Genomic DNA, 17,095 nt, shown 5'->3' with positions numbered 1-17,095 from the left:
ATGACGAACATCGACCGCCGCACGCAGGTGGAGGAGGCGTACCCCGAACTCGGGGAGATCGAGAGCGACGACCTCCGCGAGCGGGTGATCGAGGCGTGGCGCCTCGGGCTCGAACGCGGGGGCTGGCGGGACGTCGAGGACGTTCCCTACGCGTGGAACATCCACGAGGTGACGAACGTCGAGCACGTCCGGGGCGTCACGCGCATCGCCGTCCGGGCGGCCGAAGAGCAGCGCGACTTCCACGGGGCGGCCCCCGACTTCGACGTGATCCGGGCGGCCTGCCTGCTCCACGACGTCGGGAAGTGCTACGAGTACGTGGATCACGTGGACGCGGAGAGGCTGGAGGATCCGGACCCCCGGTACGCGGGCGGCGAGATCCCTCACTCGCTTTCGGGGTACGCCCTCGCCCACGAAGTCGGCTGCCCGCTCGCCGTCCAGCGCGCGATCCCCCACTTCATCGGCGAGATCCCGACGCGGACGCTGGAGGCGGAGCTGGTGAAGAGCGCCAACTCGGCGTCCTCGAACGCCATCACCCAGGCGACGATGGGAATCAGCCTGAAGGAGTGGGTCCGCGAGTACTCCCAGACGCGACGATAGCGCAGCGCGGCGCAGAGCGGTGCGAGCGACGGGGACCGATACGACCGACGAGACCCTCCGCGCCGACGGGAATCTTCAGATCGGGTCCAGCCCGGCCTCCTCGCGCAGCGTGTTCACGTACTGCCGGAACCCGGATTCGAGGTCGTACTCGGGCTCGTAGCCGAGATCCTCCCGCGCCTTCGTCATGTCCAGCTTCTGCGTCCACGGCAGTTCGCCCTCGTCGGAGACCTCCAGATCCGCGTCCGGCACGATCCCGCGGACCGTCTCGACGGCCTCGCGGATCGTCGCGAGTTCGCCGCGGACGTTGTAGACGCGCCGCGAGAGGTCGGACTCGTCGGCGAAGGCGGCGCGGCGGAACGCCTGCGCGATGTCGCGGACGTGCTGCCAGTCGATGTACTGGTCGCCGTACTCGACCGAGAAGGGCTCGCCGAGCGCGGGCTTTTCGACGATGTTCGCGAGGAACGCCGACCCGCCCGTCTCGCGGTAGGGACCGTACGCGACGGTGGGTCGGAGGCCGACGTGCGAGACGCCGAACTCCTCGTGGTAGACGCGCGCCTGGTGTTCGTTGTACTCCTTCGTCGCGCCGTAGAGCGTGTCCGGGTAGACGAGATCCTCCTCGGTCACCCAGTCGTCGCCGTAGTTCGCGGGCGGCGCGTACACGGCCGCGCTGGAGGCCCACGCGACGCGTTCGACCTGATCGGAGAGCGTCCGCACCGCCTCGAAGACGTTGTTCGTCCCCTGCACGTTCACGTCGAGCGCGAGCCGCGGGTTCGCCTGCGCGCTGGTGGTCAAAAGCGCGGCGAGGTGGACGACGCGCGTCGTCCCGGTTTCTCTGACCGCGCGGACCACGTCCGTCGGGTCGGTGACGTCGCCGCGCCGGATCTCCACGTCGTCGGCGATGCCGAGTTTGTCGAGGATCCGCGTGTCCGTCGAGAGGTCGTAGGCGACGACGTCGTGGCCGCGTTCGAGCAGGTCCTCGGCGACGTACGAGCCGATGAACCCCGTCCCGCCGGTTACCATGACGGTTGCTGACATACGCTCGAAAGAGCGCCCGACGGCGGTAAAAAGGTTTCCCAGCGGCGGGGTTCGCCCGCGGTACGCTACCCGTGCAATCCGCGTTACTCGTGCAGCCCGCCGACTTCGGCGTAGAACGACGACTGGAGCGTCGCGGCCATGTCCTGCTCGCGGTCGATGCGGACGTCGACGACCGTCGGGCGGTCGTTCGCCTTCCCCTCGCGCAGGGCGTCGTGGAGTTCGTCGGGCGTTCCCGCCCGCAGTCCGACTGCGCCGAACGCCTCGGCGACGGCCGCGAAGTCCGTGTCGTGGAACTCGACGCCCGCGATGTCGTTCTCCCCGCGCTGCATCTGTCTGACCATCCCGAGGCTCGCGTCGTTGAGGACGACGAACGTCGGCGCGACGCCGTACTCGACGGCCGTCTCGACGCTCGTCATCGTCATGGCGAACCCGCCGTCGCCCGCGACGGCGACGACGTCCTTTCCGGTGACGAGCGCCGCGCTGACCGCCGCGGGGTTCGCCCAGCCCATGCCGCCGACGCCGCCGCTGCCGAAGTAGGTCCGGACGGCGGGGGCCTGCAGGTAGTTGAGCAGCCAGAAGCGGTTGTTGCCGGAGTCGGCGGTGACGATCGTGTCCCCGTCGACGACCGCCTCGATCTCCTTCGCCGCCCGCTGCGGCAGGACGGGCGACGCGTCGGACTCGCACTCGGGCGCGGCGAACGACTCGCGCGCCTCGGCCGCGCGGTCGGCGGCCCAGTCGTTGTCGCCGCCGCCCGCCTCGGCGAGTTCCCGGAGCGTCTCGGCCGCGTCTCCGATCAGCCCCACGTCGGCCGGGTAGACCCAGCCGGCGTTCCTGGTGTCGACGTCCGCGTGGACGATGGTCTGTTCGTCGGGGCGGATGAACTCCGGGGACTGCCAGTTCGTGTCCATCGGGTTGAGCCGGCACCCGACGACGAGCAGGACGTCCGCCTCGCTGACGACCTGATTCGCCCCCTCGTGGCCGAACGAGCCGATGACGCCCGCGGCGAGCGGGTGCGTCTCGGGGATCGTCGACTTGCCGAGGTACGACGTGGCGACGGCGGCCCCGTACGCCTCCGCGACGGCGCGCAGTTCGTCGTACGCCCCCGCCGCGTGAACCCCGTTCCCGGCGACGACGACGGGGCGCTCCGCGTCCGCGAGGGCGGAGGCGGCGGCGGCGAGGTCGGCGGCGGTCGGGCGGGCGCGCCACGTCCGCGTCTGCGCTTCCGGATCCCACGTCGGCGGCACGGTGCCCTCGGGGACCTCACGAGTGACGGCGTCGCCGTCCAGAATGACCGCGGTCGGCCCCGGCCGGTTCGCGACGGCGTGCTTGAACGCGAGTTGCACGCTCCGTACCGTCTCGGTCGGCGTGCGCGGGAACCAGTGTTCCTTCGTCACGGCGTCGAGAATCTCGGGGAGCGAGACGCCGCCGTAGTCGCCCCGGGACTGCTGGTACGGCGCGAGCGTCGAGTAGTCGCCGCGCTCGCTCGCCTCCGTGAGAACGACCATCGGCGACGACGAGAGGCGCGCCTCCATCTGGCCGATGACGCCGAGGCTACCGATCCACGGCCCCTGGCCGGCGAGAACGCCGGGGTCGCCCGTGAGGCGGCCGTGCATCTCGGCCATGACGCTCGCTTCGCGCTCGTCCCGCGGTCGGACGAGGTCCACGTCCGATTCGGGCAGGTGGTCGAACAGTTCGATGATCCGTCCGCCGGGGTAGCCGAACACCCGATCGACGCCGAGCGCCTCGAGCGTTTCGACGATTCGTTCGGCGGTGTTCATCAGTCGCGTCCGTCGGATCGAACCGCCGCGTCCGTCGACGCGGGTGCTCCGTAGCTGTGACTGTCCTCGCGGACCGGCTTGGCTAGCATCCTCAGCATGTTACTGGCTACCTCTGACCCCGGCGACTTTGCTTTATTGGTGGCCGATCGCCGACCGATCGACCGACGACCGTTCGAACTACTCGAACAAGATTTATTACGATGGTTTCCGTCTCGGGCGGTAGGATGCCCGTCGAACCGAACAAACGGCCGGTGAAAACCGCCGAAACGTCGTTCGCAATCCTCGAACAGCTGAAGGAGGCGGAGGAAGAGGAGTCGCTCGGCGTCAGCGACCTCGCGCGCCGACTGGGCCTGGCGAAGAGCACCGTCCACCGACACCTCGCGACGCTTCAGACGCACGGCCTGGTCGTCGAGCACGACGGCGGGTACCGCCTCGGCCTCCGACTCCTCGATTTCGGGCTGCGCGCCCGTAGCCTGCGACCTCTCTACGAGATCGCGAAGCCGAAGGTCGACGAACTCGCGGCGACGACGGGCGAGAAAGTGTGGTGTCTGGCGGAGGAACAGGGCCGGAGCGTCCACCTCTACGGCGCCGCCGGAAAGCACTCGGTCAGGACGACGGCGCGCGAAGGCGAGCGCGGCTACCTCCACCAGACGGCCGCGGGCAAGGCGATTCTCGCTCACGCGCCGCGCGAGCGGGTCGAGCGCATCGTCGACGAGCACGGCCTCCCCGCGAGGACCCCGAACACGATCACCTCTCGCGACGACCTGTTCGAACAGCTCGAACGGATCGCCGACAGGGGCTACGCGTTCAACCGCGAAGAGTCGATACCGGGGCTCCACGCGGTGGGCGCGCCGATAACGGACGACGAGGGCGTCGCCACCGGCGCGATCAGCATCTCCGGGCCGGCGAATCGGCTGAAGGGCGACCGGTTGACGAAGGAGCTCCCCGACCTCCTGCTCGGGGCCGCGAACGAGGTCGAGATCAACCTGACGTTCTCCTAGTCGTTTCGTTCTTTCGAACGGGCGAACGACCGCGTTACAGCCCTAATTTCGTAACAGAGTCGATCGGTAGCAGGTCGGCCGCCCGCCGCGCGCGTCCCGCTGGAGGTCGGAGTTAGCGGGCCGAAAGCACGAAAGCGATTGGAAACGAGGCGCGACTATTCGACCTGCGCTGGATCGGTGTACAAATTCTGAGCGGCTCTCGTCGGCGCGAACCGCGTTTCGTCTTGCGGATCCGATGGCCCCTCTCGTTCGAAGTCCGTCACGGGGCGCTTTCCCGTCGGAGTACGACGCGGCCCGGGTGTTCCAATAATTACGTGGCAGAACGAACGTGAACTGTCGGCTTCGGAACGCCGACGGCGACAGTCCCCCGCGTCCGGCGCGAGACGCCACGACGTCTCGGAGACGTCACCGGGAGGGAGGTGAGCGGAGCGCGACCGCCGCCGTTCGGACCGCCGTCGCCGGCCGTCAGGCGGTCGTGCCGCCGCTCACCGGGCGAAACACTCGTCGCACTCCCAGTACTCGGCGGCGGCGTCGCTCTCGGTCGCGTCGGTGATGTGGGCGAACAGCGGGCCAAAATAGTGCCCCCCGCCCTCCAACGACCCGTCGGTCGTCACGGCGATCTCGAGGGCCGTCCCGCACACGGTGCACGTCCTGCAGATCACTTCGTCCGCCACGTGAGATGACATTTCTCCCGAGTATCCGCTTCAGTGCGATAAATGCTTTCTGCCCGGTTCGAGCCGGGACCCGTCGGCCGGGTCGTCCTCTCCACCGCGCTCTATTCGGTCGACCGGGAAGGTGGTCACTCCGCGCTCGTCCCCGACGCGTCGGTCGTTCCCGTTTCGTCGGGCGTCGCCGACGATTCCGCCGATCCGTTCGGCGTCGCGGTCGACTCGTCGGGGGGAGTCGAAGTCGGCGTCTCCGTCGTCGTCGGTTCCCCCGTCGGCGTGGCCGTCGGCTCCGGAGTCGGCGTCGGCTCCGGAGTCGGCGTAGGCTGCTGCGTCGTCGGGCCTTCCGTCGTGGGCTCCGGAGACGGCGACGCCGTCGGCGTTCGAGTCGGAGTTGGCGTCGGCGTCTCCGTCGCCACGGCCGTCTCGGTCCGGGTCGGCGTCGGCTCCGGAGTCGGCGTCGGCGTGTCGGCGGGCGTGTCCGTCGCCGTCGACTCCGTCGGGGCGGCGGTCGTCGAACGGGCGTCGGTCCGCTCCGTCCCGGGCGGGTCAGTCGTCGGTCCGGAGTCCGTCGTCGGCTCCTGCGGGACGGGGGACGGCGTCCCGGGAGGCGCCGATTCGACGGCCGCACAGCCGGCTAGGAGGAGACAGCACACCACCGCCGCGGTCGCGAGTGCGGTGTTACCGTTCATCGTCGCGCGCTGTTCGCCGTTCGGCGGGCGCGGCGATCAGTTCCGCCCGCTCCGGCGCGGTCGGGAGCGACGCTCGTCGGAGAGGGACGGGAAGCCGCCGTCCGCCGGTTCTCGTGAACGCGATGCACGGCTACGCAGACAGCGTTCGACGGCAAAACCTCTTCGGGCGATCGCCGATCGATAGAGATTTCACCGAAAAACCGCCGGCCGCTGATCGTCTGGCGGAGCTGTCGCGGGACGGAACGCTTCGTCGACGGAAGTCGCCGTACCGGAGTGCCTTTCAGTTACCGCGGATTTCGAACGAACGGTCGAGCCGAGATGACCCCTGCCGCGCCGCGAAGACGCTCGATATCGCGTCCGGGAGACGACGTTTGAACTCCCGACGACGTCCCGCCCGCGACGTCGGTCCGTCGACGATTCCGGGGATCGACCGACTGGTCCCCGTTACCGACGGATCAAACGGCCGGTAGCGGGGACCGACCGGACCCGTATCACCGTTCTCGGTAGTACCGTTCTCGCAGCGTTTCCCCCGAACGGAACTCTCGCAGAGAATATATTACCGACTGTCGAACTGTAACACCAGGAGTGATCCAGGTACTTCAGTTCGTGACGATCATTTATCGGGTCGCATACGGATTACCTACCGGTAGACGAACTCAGTTCGACGAGGAGCCGTCGGTGACGCCGAACTCGTCGGTCGCGGCCGAGCGCTGGGGGTTTACAGGCTTACGGGTGTAAGGACGGTCTCGGATCGCCGACGGCCGTTCTCGATATGAGAACAACCGAGGCTCGTTCGCGAACCGTCGATCGGGTTCGAGACACGGTCGGACCGGGCGTCAGCGTCCCTGCGGGCCGTCCGGGAGCATCGACGGCGAGCAAAGCGACGTCCCCGCGCTGCTACTCCCCCCGGGAGCGACGGTTCGAGTCCGCCGAAGCGTTCTCGCGTGCGACACTCCATCGGGCGTTACCGGGACAGTAACTCGTTCTCGATCGACTTGGCGGTGCTCACGACGAGCCCCGTCACGTCCTCTTCGAGCGTCTTCCCGGTCATCCGATCCATCGACCCGGAGACGCTGACGGCCGCCGCGGTGACGCCGTCGGGGCCGACGACCGGCGATGCGACGCACTGATACCCCTCCGCGTACTCCTCGCGGTCGAACGCGAGGCGCTGGTCGCGGACCGAACGGAGTTCCCGTTCGAGCCGGGCCCGGTCGGTGATCGTCTTTTCCGTCATCTCCGGGAGGCCGATCCGTTCCAGCACGGACCGCCGTTCGCCCTCGTCGAGGAACGCCAGGATCGCCTTGCCGGCGGCTGTCGCGTGGAGGTACACCCGCTCGCCCTCCCGGATCGGATCGTCCCCGCCGCCCGGGATGTGGCGGACGTACACCCCGTACCCGCCGTCGTACACCATGAGATTCGTCGCGTGCCCGGTCGCCTCGGCGAGCCGCTCTACCGCGTCGCGGCCGGTTTCGAAGACCGGCAGCCGGTCGCGCGCGTAGAGGCCGAGGTGCAGGAATTGGAGTCCGACCTGGTACGTGTTCCCCTCCCGGCGCACGTACCCGAGGCGGTGAAGCGTCGTGAGATGCTTGTGAACCGCGCTCTTCGAGATGTCGAGTCGGTTCGCCAGTTCCGTGACGCCGGCCCCGTCGAGCTCCCGGAGGGCCTCGACGATCCGGAGGCTCGTCGTCGTCGTCCGCACCTGCGGCGGTCCGTCGGCGTTCATGGTCTTTCGCCCCCTTCGACGGCGGCCCACATAACAGTTGTTCTCGTTACGAGAACGACCGCCCGCGCCGAACGAACGGTTCGCGCGCCGCCGCCGAACGCCGCGCGACGGCGCGACTCCGATCCGAGCGGCGGTCCGAACCGAGTGCGCTCGGAGCGGAGACGGGTGCCGGCGGCGTCCTCGCGGCGAGTAGTTCGCCCCGGCGGGCCCGTTCGATCCGTCCCGTTCTCACTTTGAGAACGGGACGGAGCCGCCCGATCGGGATCGACGATGCGACCGGAAAACGTCCCGCGGCGAGGACGGCCGCCCCGCTCGGAGGCCCTCACCACTCGGCGATGCTGCCGTCGTCGTGCCGCCAGACGGGATTCCGCCAGTTGACGGTCCGGCCTGCCTGCTCGCGGACGTACTCCTCGTTCAGTTCGATCCCCAGTCCCGGCCCCTCCGGGACGTCGACGTAGCCGTCCTCGTAGCGGAACACGTCCGGGTCGGCGAGGTAATCGAGGATGTCATTCGTCTCGTTGTAGTGGATGTCGAGGCTCTGCTCCTGGATGAACGCGTTCGGCGAGCAGATGTCGACGTGGACGCACGACGCGAGGGCGATGGGGCCGAGCGGGCAGTGGGGCGCGAGCGCGACGTCGTACGCTTCGGCCATCGCCGCAATCTTCTGCACTTCGGTGATCCCGCCGGCGTGCGAGAGGTCGGGCTGGATCACGTCGACGGCGCCGCTCTCGAACACCTGCTTGAAGTCCCAGCGGGAGTACATGCGCTCGCCGGTGGCGATGGGGATCGACGTGTGCGCCGCGATCGCTGAGAGCGCGTCGTTGTGCTCGGGGAGGACGGGCTCTTCGAGGAACATCGGTTCATACGGTTCGAGCGCCGCCGCCAGCCGCTTGGCCATGGGTTTCGTCACCCGGCCGTGGAAGTCGACGCCCACGTCGATCTCCGGGCCGACCGTCTCGCGGACCTCGCGGAGGCGGTCGGCGGCCTCCCGGACGGCGGCGGGGGAGTCGACGCGCCGGATCTCGGAGGTGGCGTTCATCTTCAGCGCCGTGAACCCCTCCTCCACCTTCTCCGCCGCCGCCGCCCCGACCTCCGACGGCTGGTCCCCGCCGATCCACTGGTAGACGCGGACCCGGTTCCGCGCGCGCCCGCCGAGCAGTTCGTAGATGGGTGCGTCGTAGTGTTTGCCCTTGATGTCCCAGAGCGCCTGATCGATCCCGGCGATGGCGCTCATGAGGACGGGGCCGCCGCGGTAGAAGCCCCCGCGGTACATCGTCTGCCAGTGATCCTCGATGTGAGAGGGGTCCCGGCCGAGCAGGTAGGCGTCCATCAGTTCCTCGACGGCCGCCTGGACGGTTTTCGCGCGCCCTTCGACGATCGGTTCGCCCCAGCCGACGAGGCCGTCGCTGGTTTCGACGCGGAGGAACAGCCACCGCGGCGGCACCTCGTACAGCTCGTAGTCGACGATCCGTGTCATAGCCGTTACGTGGCGGCACGCGGGTATGTAACCACCGGAGCCGCGGCGCGGTCCGACGGGGACCCGTTGTACGACCGAGTACGGATCGATGATCGATTGGTGCGACCGACGCGGACGCCCGCGAGAGAGCGCGCCGGAGGGGAAGGTTTTACCCGAAGCGCGTAGATCGCTGGCGCATGACAATCGGCGTCTGCTACTTCCCGGAACACTGGCCGCGGGACCGGTGGGAGACCGACGCGGACCAGATGGTCGAGGCGGGCATCGAGTACGTCCGGATGGCGGAGTTCTCCTGGGCGGTGCTGGAACCGCGCCGCGGCGAGTTCGACTTCGAGTGGCTCGACGAGGCCGTGGAGATCCTCGGCCAGCGGGGGCTGAAGGTCGTCCTCTGTACGCCGACGGCGACGCCGCCGAAGTGGCTCGTCGACGAGCGCCCCGAGATCCTGCAGGCCGAGCCGGACGGCACCCCCCGGGGGTTCGGGAGCCGGCGGCACTACTGCTTCAACTCCCCGGCCTACCGCGCGGAGACGGAGCGCGTCGTCTCGCGGATGGTCGATCGCTACGCCGACGATCCGCGCGTCGTCGGCTGGCAGATCGACAACGAGTTCGGGTGTCACGGGACGGTCCGCTGTTACTGCGACGACTGCGCCGCCGCGTTCCGCGAGTGGCTCCGCGACCGCTACGACGACGTCGACGAGCTGAACCGGCGGTGGGGGACGACGTTCTGGAGCCAGCGGTACGGCGGCTTCGAGGCGGTCGAGCCGCCGCGGCCGACCCCGTCCGACCACCACCCCTCGCACCTCCTGGAGTACTACCGGTTCGCGAGCGAGAGCGTCGTCGAGTACAGCCGGCTCCAGGCCCGCCTCGTGCGGGAGGCGAACGCGGAGTGGTTCGTCGCGCACAACTTCATGGGCGATTTCGGGACGCTCGACGCGCACGCCGTCAGCGACGACCTCGACCTCGTGGCGTGGGATTCGTACCCGACGGGGTTCCCCCAGTATCGACGGCCGGAGGAGGCGACGCCCGACGAACTCCGCGCGGGCGACCCGGACCAGGTCGGCGTGAACCACGACCTCTACCGGGGAACGAACGGCGAACCGTTCTGGGTGATGGAGCAGCAGCCGGGCGACATCAACTGGCCGCCGCACGCCCCGCAGCCCGCCGAGGGGGCGATGCGCCTGTGGGCCCACCACGCGACGGCGCACGGGGCGGACGCCGTGCTCTACTTCAGGTGGCGTCGGTGTCTGGAGGGACAGGAGCAGTACCACGCGGGGCTCAGGAAGGCCGACGGCTCGCCGGATCGCGGGTACGACGACGCCCGGCGGGCGGCGAAGGAGATTCAGGAGCTCCCGGACCTCGCGTCGGTCGACGCGCCGGTCGCGCTGCTGCACGGCTACGAGAACCACTGGGCGCTCTCGATCCAGCCGCACTCGCCCGACTTCGAGTACTGGTCCCACGCGCGGACCTACTACCGGGCGCTGCGGGAGCGGGGAGTGCAGGTCGACGTGGTCCACCCGCGGGCGGACCTCGACGGGTACGCCGCGGTCGTCGCGCCGACGCTCCACCTCGTCGACGACGCCCTCGCGTCGCACCTGCGCGACTACGTCGAGGCGGGGGGCGAGCTCCTCCTGACGATCCGGTCGGGCGTCAAGGACCCGTGGAACAAGCTCCGCGCCGAACCGGCGCCGGGACCGCTCGCGGACCTCGTCGGCGCGACGGTCGAGCGCCACGAGAGCCTCCCGGACTCGATCGCGCCGGAGGTGTCCTACAGCGACGGTTCCGGCGGGTCGGGTCGATCCGGTCGGTCCGATCAGACCGACCGGCCCGGTCGGCCGAACCGCACCGCAGAACCGTACCCGGCGCGCACGTGGGCGGAGTGGCTCGCGCCGGGAGACGCGACCGTCGTCGGGACGCACGAAAGCGGCGTCGCCGCGGGGAGGCCGGCGATCGTCCGGAACGACGTGGGGAGCGGATCCGCGACCCACGTCGGCACGTGGCCCGAGGCCGATCTGGCTGCGGCGGTCGCGGGCAACCTGCTCGACCGCGCCGGCGTCGGGTGCGCGGACCGGTTCCCGACGGGCGTCCGCGCGGCCGAGCGTGACGGATTCGTCTGGATCACGAACTTCACCTCGGATCCGGTTCGGATCTCGGCCCCGGCCGACGCCGCCTGGGTCGTCGGCGACGCCGCGGTCGGCGCGTTCGACGTGAGCGTCGTCGAGGCGGATCTCGGGTCGGTGTCGGTCGACCGGTCCTGTCGATCGACCGGTACGGCCGGCCGCCGGGGCGAGAACCGGTGACGTCGGGCACTCCCGTCCCCCGGCCGACGGGTCGTCGATCGCGAGACGCGCCGTCCGTCTCGCAGCCGGGAAGGCGGCTTACCACACTCGTTGCGAGCGTGACAAAAACCATTATAATTATATTCTAGAACAGTAATGATTGCGACTGAATATCTGGAAAGGTTAACGCGATCGACAGACGGTCGTTGCTCGCACTCGGCGGAGCGGCGGCGGTCGCCGGCCTCGGCGGGTGCGTCGGCACGGGCGATCCGAACGCCGCGGACGACTCCGCGGGGGACGGCGGAAACGACATGGCCGCAAAAGCCACCGGCTGGGCGTGGGACGTCGCGGCGAAGTCGCTCGACCTGACCGACGAGCCGTACGAAAAGCGGGCGAACGGGAACGCCGACGTGACCATCGAGCAGTACGGCCACGACGCGCTCGTCGACAAGTTCAAATCCGCGCTGCTGTCGGGGTCGGGCGCGCCCGACTTTTCGATCCTCGAGAGCGTGGTGGCGCCGTCGTTCATCGGAACCGGTGGACTGCGAGACCTCTCGGACCGGATCTCGGACGCCGGGCTGAAATCCGCGTTCGTCTCCGGGAAGTGGGAGGCCATCACCGGCGAGGACGGCGGCGTGTACGCGCTCCCGTGGGACATCGGACCTGTCGGCGTGTTCTACCGGCGCGACGTCTACGAGGCGCACGGGATCGATCCGTCGAGCATCGAGACGTGGGAGCAGTACGTCGAAGCCGGAAGGAAGCTCCCGGACGACGTCTTCATGGGGAACCTTCCGCCCAACGACCTCGCCGGGGTCTGGCGGATGCAGTTCCGCCAGCTCGGCGGGGAGCCGTTCACGGCCGACGGGGCCGTCAACGTCCACAGCGAGGCGAGCGTCCGCGTCGCGCGGCACATTCGAGATCTCGAGGAAGCGGGTATCGTGGCCAACATGCAGTCGTGGTCCTCGTCCTGGTTCAGCGCCTACGGCGAGGGGAAGATCGCCTCGCTCCCGGCGGGCGCGTGGATGGAGGGCACGCTGCGCGACTCGCTGCCGAAAACCTCCGGGAAGTGGGGCGTCTACGCCCTCCCCGCGTTCGAGACGGGCGGCAACCGCGCGACCAACTGGGGCGGGTCGAACCTCTGCATCCCGAAGCAGACCGACGACGCCGTGGCGAACCGCGCGTGGGACTACGTGAAGTTCGCGCTCTCGACCCCCGAGATGCAGAACGAGATGTACGAGAAGTACGGGATCTTCCCCGCGCTGAAGGCCGCGTACGACGCGGACCTCTACGGCGCGAAGGTCGACTTCTTCGGGGGGCAGCGGATACGACGGATCTTCGCGGAGCTCTCGGCCGACATCCCGGGATACCGCTTCACCGCGGACACGCCGGAGGTCACGGAGGCGATGGGAACGCACCTGCAGCGGATGCTCGACGGCAAGTACGGGCCGAAGGAGGCGGTCACGAAGGCCGCCGAGCAGGTCGCAGAGCGCACCGACAGGGACCTGGCGTAACGGCCATGACAGCAGACTCATCGACGTCGGACGCGCCGCGGCGGACCTACGAGCCGTCCGCGGCCGACCGGCTGCGGTACGCCCGACAGGGTGTGCGCGACGCTCTCCCCGCCGTTCCGGGCGTCCCGTACCTCTTTCTCGCGCCCTTCTTCGTCCTGTTCGGCGTCTTCCTCGCGTTCCCCGTCGTCTACACGCTGTACCTGTCGTTCTTCGAGTACCAGGGGGTCGGCGACGGGACGATCCTCTGGTTCGACCTCGGGTTCACCGTCGTCGAGATCAAGAGCCTCGCGTCGCTGGAGTTCGTCGGGCTCTCGAACTACGCCCGCCTGTTCACCGACGAGCTGTTCCACCAGGCGCTCTTCAACACGGTGTTCATCCTCCTCGTGCAGGTGCCGCTGATGATCGGGCTCGCGCTGGCGCTGGCGCTGGCGCTGAACGCCTCGTTCGTGCGGTTCAAGGGCGTGCTCCGGACGACGCTCGCGCTTCCCGTGTCGGCGAACCTCGTCGCCTACTCGACGGTGTTCCTCCTGCTCCTCAACGAGCAGCTCGGCGTCGTGAACTACGCGCTCGCGCGGGTCGGCGTCGGTCCGATTCCGTGGCTCACGGAGCCGTTCTGGGCGCGGATGACGATCGTCGGCGCCGTCACCTGGCGGTGGGTCGGCTACAACATGATCATCCTGCTCGCGGGGCTGCAGAACGTCCCGCGGCAGCTGTACGAGGCGGCCGAGATAGACGGCGCGACTCGCTGGCAGAAGTTCCGGTACGTGACGCTGCCGCAGCTGCGACCCGTGTTGCTGTTCGTCGTCGTCCTCTCGACCATCGGGACGTTCAAGCTGTTCGCCGAACCGTACATCATCACCGGCGGCGGCCCCTCGAACGCGACGCTGACCATCGTCCAGTACGTCTACCGCGAGGCGTTCGTCAACTTCAATCTCGGTTACGCGAGCGCGCTCACCTACGCGCTCGTCGTCGTCGTCGGGGCCCTGTCGATAATCCAGATCCGCATCGGGGGTGAGGACGATGCGTGAGGCCGACCGGCGCGAGGGCGTCTGGCAGTTCCTCACGTACACGTTCCTCCTCGCGGCGGTGGCGCTGACGCTGGTGCCGATCTACTGGATGGTCGTCGCGGCGTCGCTCCCCCAGCCGGCGTTCCTGTCGTACCCGCCGCGGTTCCTGCCGGGGACCGAGTTCCTCGCCAACCTCGACGCGCTGCAGGGTCGGCTCGACTTCCTGCGGAGCGTCGGGAACAGCGTCCTCATCGCCGTCGTCTACACGCTCCTGTCGATGCTCCTGTGCTCGATGGCGGGGTTCGCGTTCGCGAAGTACGAGTTCCGGTTCAAGGAGCCGATCTTCTACGGGATCCTCGCGACGCTCGTCCTCCCCATCCAGCTGCTCGTGATCCCGCTTTTCCTCCTCATGGTCCGGTTCGGCTGGACGAACACCTACCAGGCCATCATCCTGCCGTGGGCGGCGAACCCAATCGGCATCTTCCTCATGCGCCAGAACATGAAGAAGATCCCCGACGCGCTGCTGGAGTCGGCCCGGATGGACGGGGCGACCGAGTTCCAGCTGTTTTACCGCATCGCGCTGCCGACGATGAAGTCGTCGCTGGCGGCGCTCGCGATCATCCTCTTTCTGTTCCAGTGGAACCTCTTTCTCTACCCGCTGGTCGTCCTGCAGGAGGAGTCGATGTACACGATCCCGGTCGCGTTCGCACAGCTCGTGGGGTTCCAGCGCGTCTACTACGACCAGATCATGGTCGCGGCGACGATCTCTATCCTCCCCATCTTCGCGCTGTTCCTCGCGCTACAGAAGCAGTTCGTCAGCGGCATCCTCGCCGGTTCCCTGAAGGAGTGACAGACGATGAGACGGACACGGAGTGACCGATAATGGCACAGATCACCACCGACGGCCTATCGAAGGAGTACCATTCGGGCGACGAGGCGGTCGTCGCCGTCGAAGACCTCGACGCGACCATCGGGGACGGGGAGTTCCTCGTCCTCGTCGGCCCGTCGGGCTGCGGCAAGACCACGACGCTCCGCTGCATCGCGGGGCTGGAGGACGTCACCGACGGCCGGATCCTGTTCGGCGACAGGGACATGACCGACCGCCGCGCGCGCAACCGCGACGTGGCGATGGTGTTCCAGAACTACGCGCTGTACCCGCACATGAACGTCCGGGAGAACATGGGATTCGGCCTGAAGCTCTCGACGGACATGCCCGCGGCCGAGATCGACGACCGCGTCGAATCCACCGCCGAGATGATGGGGATCGAAGAGCTCCTCGACCAGAAGCCGAAGGAGCTCTCCGGGGGCCAGCAGCAGCGCGTCGCGCTCGGGCGCGCCATCGTCCGCGAGCCGGAGGTGTTCCTGATGGACGAACCCCTCTCCAATCTCGACGCCAAACTCCGCGCCGAGATGCGCACCGAGCTGCAGGAGCTCCAGCACGAACTCGGCGTGACGACGGTGTACGTGACGCACGACCAGACCGAGGCGATGGCGATGGGCGACCGCATCGCGGTGATGAACGACGGGGTCCTCCAGCAGGTCGGAACGCCGGAGGAGGTGTACCGGTCGCCCGCGAACGAGTTCGTCGCGGACTTCATCGGGAGCCCGAGCATCAACCTCTTCGCGGCCGATGTCGAGCGGCCGGCGCGGCGCGACGCCGCCGAGGGCCGCGGCGCGACGCTCCGCGGACCGGGCGGGTTCTCGTACGCGCTCGACGACGCGTCGGCGGTCGAGGACCGAGACCGCGTCCGGGTCGGCGTCCGTCCCGAGGACCTGCGGCTCGTAGAGCGCGGCGGCAACGAGGCGACGGTCACCGTCACAGAGCACATGGGCAACGAGAACTTCCTCTACCTGGAGATGGGCGGCGAGGAGCTGACCGCCCGGATCGACAGCTCGCTCAGGCCGGAGCCGGGAGATTCGGTTCGGATCGAATTCGACGAGGAGGCGCTGTACCTCTTCGACCCGGAGAGCGGCGACGCCGTGAAGACCAAGACGGACGAGCTGGGCGCGAGCGTGACCGAGGTGCGGTGAGCGGACGGGGCGGGGCGCACCGACGCCGCCACGCGTGCCCGCTCACCGCGCCGTCGTCCGGATCACTGCGCCGCTTTCGAGGGTTCCCGTATCCGATGTTCGGCGGAGACGAGGAGGTTCTCCTCCGTCTCGCCGTCGAACACGTGGACGTCGGAGTCGTCGAACGCGATCCGGACGCGGTCGCCCTCGGTCGGCCTCACGTCGGACGGAACGCGGATCGTACACTCCACGTCGTCGATGAGCAGGTAGACGTAGTTGTCGCTGCCGATCGGCTCGACCACGTCCACGACGGCGGGGATGCTGTCGCGGTCGTCCGGTTCCGCGAGCCTGATCCGCTCGGGTCGGACGCCCAGGACGAGGTGGTCGCCGGTCCGGCGCTCCTCGACGCGGTCGACGCGGTCCGGGGGCAGTTCGTACCGGAACCCCTCGCCGACGAGCGTCCCGCCGCCCAGCACCCCGTCGAAGAAGTTCATCGTCGGGCTGCCGATGAACTCCGCGACGAAGCGGTTGGCCGGGTTGTCGTACACCTCCTCGGGCGGGGCGACCTGCTGGAGCTGTCCGTCGGCCAGGACGACCACCCGATCGCTCATCGTCATCGCCTCCTCCTGGTCGTGGGTGACGTAGATCGTCGTCGTGTCCAGCTCCTCCTGGATGCGCTGGAGCTCGGTCCGCATGTGGAGCCGCAGCTTCGCGTCGAGATTGGAGAGGGGTTCGTCCATCAGGAACACCTCCGGCTCGCGGACGATCGCTCGGCCCGTGGCGACGCGCTGTTGCTGCCCTCCCGAGAGGTTCCCCGGCCGCTTCTCCAGCATCCCCTCGATGCCCATCATCCGCGCGGCCTCCTCGACCCGGCTGTCGATCTCCGACTTCGGGAGATCCGTCGTCAGCTTCAGCCCGTAGGACATGTTCTTCCGCACCGACATGTGCGGGTACAGCGCGTAGTTCTGGAACACCATCGCCACGCCGCGGTTCTGCGGCGCGACGTCGTTCACGACGCGGTCGCCGATCCGGATCTCCCCGCCGCTTATCCCCTCCAGACCGGCGACCATCCGCAGGAGCGTCGACTTGCCGGACCCCGACGGCCCGACGATGGAGACGAACTCCCCGTCCGCGATCTCCAGATTGAAGTCGTCGACGGCGACGATGGTCCCGTCACTGTACGTCTTCCGTACGTCCGTGAAGCTCACGCCACTCATGGCTAGTCGTCTGCCCGGAGATTTCTTGGTTACTAATTATATAGTTTTCCCACGGTCGCCGCCGCCCGCGACCCGACGCGCCCCGGACGAAGGCGGCCCCGCGACGACG

General features: G+C 68.7%; 14 protein-coding genes. 8 read left to right on the top strand and 6 right to left on the bottom strand.

Annotated elements, in window-relative coordinates; genetic code table 11:
- Entirely contained in the window at positions 1-597 is a 597-nt protein-coding gene (locus tag CNO20_RS08005; RefSeq protein WP_101295598.1) for an HD domain-containing protein, read from the top strand.
- Positions 598-672: 75 nt separating this feature from the next.
- Here CNO20_RS08005 and CNO20_RS08000 read toward each other — a convergent pair whose 3' ends face one another.
- Entirely contained in the window at positions 673-1,617 is a 945-nt protein-coding gene (locus tag CNO20_RS08000) for an NAD-dependent epimerase/dehydratase family protein (protein WP_101295597.1), read from the bottom strand.
- A 98-nt stretch (positions 1,618-1,715) separates the two neighbouring features.
- Complete coding sequence (locus CNO20_RS07995; protein ID WP_101295596.1) at positions 1,716-3,410, bottom strand: thiamine pyrophosphate-binding protein; 1,695 nt, start codon at positions 3,408-3,410, stop codon at positions 1,716-1,718.
- A gap of 224 nt (positions 3,411-3,634) precedes the next feature.
- Between CNO20_RS07995 and CNO20_RS07990 the strand changes: the two genes are divergently transcribed.
- Positions 3,635-4,411 carry an IclR family transcriptional regulator gene (locus CNO20_RS07990; protein WP_101295595.1) on the top strand — a complete coding sequence of 259 codons (777 nt, stop codon included), beginning with the start codon at positions 3,635-3,637 and terminating at the stop codon, positions 4,409-4,411.
- A 485-nt stretch (positions 4,412-4,896) separates the two neighbouring features.
- Here CNO20_RS07990 and CNO20_RS07985 read toward each other — a convergent pair whose 3' ends face one another.
- Positions 4,897-5,097 (bottom strand): hypothetical protein, encoded by a 201-nt coding sequence (locus tag CNO20_RS07985; protein WP_101295594.1) that lies wholly within the window; start codon positions 5,095-5,097, stop codon positions 4,897-4,899.
- Between the two features lie 30 nt (positions 5,098-5,127).
- On the opposite strand from CNO20_RS07985, the gene CNO20_RS07980 reads away from it, so the two are divergent.
- Entirely contained in the window at positions 5,128-5,952 is an 825-nt protein-coding gene (locus CNO20_RS07980; RefSeq protein ID WP_101295593.1) for a hypothetical protein, read from the top strand.
- Between the two features lie 780 nt (positions 5,953-6,732).
- Here CNO20_RS07980 and CNO20_RS07975 read toward each other — a convergent pair.
- Entirely contained in the window at positions 6,733-7,491 is a 759-nt protein-coding gene (locus CNO20_RS07975; protein WP_101295592.1) for an IclR family transcriptional regulator, read from the bottom strand.
- A gap of 322 nt (positions 7,492-7,813) precedes the next feature.
- Positions 7,814-8,968, bottom strand: a complete 1,155-nt coding sequence (dgoD, locus tag CNO20_RS07965; RefSeq protein ID WP_101295590.1) for a galactonate dehydratase — start codon at positions 8,966-8,968, stop codon at positions 7,814-7,816.
- Positions 8,969-9,144: 176 nt separating this feature from the next.
- Here dgoD and CNO20_RS07960 point away from each other — a divergent pair, with 176 nt between their 5' ends.
- The 5 genes from CNO20_RS07960 (at position 9,145) to CNO20_RS07940 (ending at position 15,790) form a co-directional block, all read left to right on the top strand.
- Positions 9,145-11,262 (top strand): beta-galactosidase, encoded by a 2,118-nt coding sequence (locus CNO20_RS07960; protein WP_101295589.1) that lies wholly within the window; start codon positions 9,145-9,147, stop codon positions 11,260-11,262.
- Between the two features lie 185 nt (positions 11,263-11,447).
- The gene (locus tag CNO20_RS07955) at positions 11,448-12,752 is read left to right on the top strand and encodes an extracellular solute-binding protein (RefSeq protein ID WP_233203980.1); all 1,305 of its coding nucleotides are present in this window, start codon (positions 11,448-11,450) and stop codon (positions 12,750-12,752) included.
- 5 nt (positions 12,753-12,757) lie between these two features.
- Complete coding sequence (locus tag CNO20_RS07950) at positions 12,758-13,780, top strand: carbohydrate ABC transporter permease (protein WP_101295587.1); 1,023 nt, start codon at positions 12,758-12,760, stop codon at positions 13,778-13,780.
- Positions 13,773-14,609, top strand: coding sequence for a carbohydrate ABC transporter permease (locus tag CNO20_RS07945; RefSeq protein ID WP_101295586.1), 837 nt, complete (start codon positions 13,773-13,775; stop codon positions 14,607-14,609). Before CNO20_RS07950 ends, CNO20_RS07945 begins: the two co-directional genes overlap by 8 nt.
- Before the next feature lie 32 nt (positions 14,610-14,641).
- Positions 14,642-15,790: an ABC transporter ATP-binding protein gene (locus CNO20_RS07940; RefSeq protein ID WP_101295585.1), complete on the top strand. Its 1,149-nt coding sequence runs from the start codon at positions 14,642-14,644 to the stop codon at positions 15,788-15,790.
- Positions 15,791-15,852: 62 nt separating this feature from the next.
- Here CNO20_RS07940 and CNO20_RS07935 read toward each other — a convergent pair whose 3' ends face one another.
- Positions 15,853-16,986 (bottom strand): ABC transporter ATP-binding protein, encoded by a 1,134-nt coding sequence (locus CNO20_RS07935; RefSeq protein WP_101295584.1) that lies wholly within the window; start codon positions 16,984-16,986, stop codon positions 15,853-15,855.
- Positions 16,987-17,095 lie beyond the last annotated feature (109 nt).

Source organism: Halegenticoccus soli, from assembly GCF_002844195.1.
GTDB lineage: Archaea > Halobacteriota > Halobacteria > Halobacteriales > Haloferacaceae > Halegenticoccus > Halegenticoccus soli.
This window is presented reverse-complemented; position numbering and strand designations above follow the sequence as displayed.

Bases quoted from the DNA above. Each gene is read 5' to 3' on its own strand.
- CNO20_RS08005 (WP_101295598.1), top strand. From the start codon at position 1: ATGACGAACATCGACCGCCGCACGCAGGTGGAGGAGGCGTACCCCGAA.
- CNO20_RS08000 (WP_101295597.1), bottom strand. From the start codon at position 1,617: ATGGTAACCGGCGGGACGGGGTTCATCGGCTCGTACGTCGCCGAGGAC.
- CNO20_RS07995 (WP_101295596.1), bottom strand. From the start codon at position 3,410: ATGAACACCGCCGAACGAATCGTCGAAACGCTCGAGGCGCTCGGCGTC.
- CNO20_RS07990 (WP_101295595.1), top strand. From the start codon at position 3,635: ATGCCCGTCGAACCGAACAAACGGCCGGTGAAAACCGCCGAAACGTCG.
- CNO20_RS07985 (WP_101295594.1), bottom strand. From the start codon at position 5,097: ATGTCATCTCACGTGGCGGACGAAGTGATCTGCAGGACGTGCACCGTG.
- CNO20_RS07980 (WP_101295593.1), top strand. From the start codon at position 5,128: ATGCTTTCTGCCCGGTTCGAGCCGGGACCCGTCGGCCGGGTCGTCCTC.
- CNO20_RS07975 (WP_101295592.1), bottom strand. From the start codon at position 7,491: ATGAACGCCGACGGACCGCCGCAGGTGCGGACGACGACGACGAGCCTC.
- dgoD (WP_101295590.1), bottom strand. From the start codon at position 8,968: ATGACACGGATCGTCGACTACGAGCTGTACGAGGTGCCGCCGCGGTGG.
- CNO20_RS07960 (WP_101295589.1), top strand. From the start codon at position 9,145: ATGACAATCGGCGTCTGCTACTTCCCGGAACACTGGCCGCGGGACCGG.
- CNO20_RS07950 (WP_101295587.1), top strand. From the start codon at position 12,758: ATGACAGCAGACTCATCGACGTCGGACGCGCCGCGGCGGACCTACGAG.
- CNO20_RS07945 (WP_101295586.1), top strand. From the start codon at position 13,773: ATGCGTGAGGCCGACCGGCGCGAGGGCGTCTGGCAGTTCCTCACGTAC.
- CNO20_RS07940 (WP_101295585.1), top strand. From the start codon at position 14,642: ATGGCACAGATCACCACCGACGGCCTATCGAAGGAGTACCATTCGGGC.
- CNO20_RS07935 (WP_101295584.1), bottom strand. From the start codon at position 16,986: ATGAGTGGCGTGAGCTTCACGGACGTACGGAAGACGTACAGTGACGGG.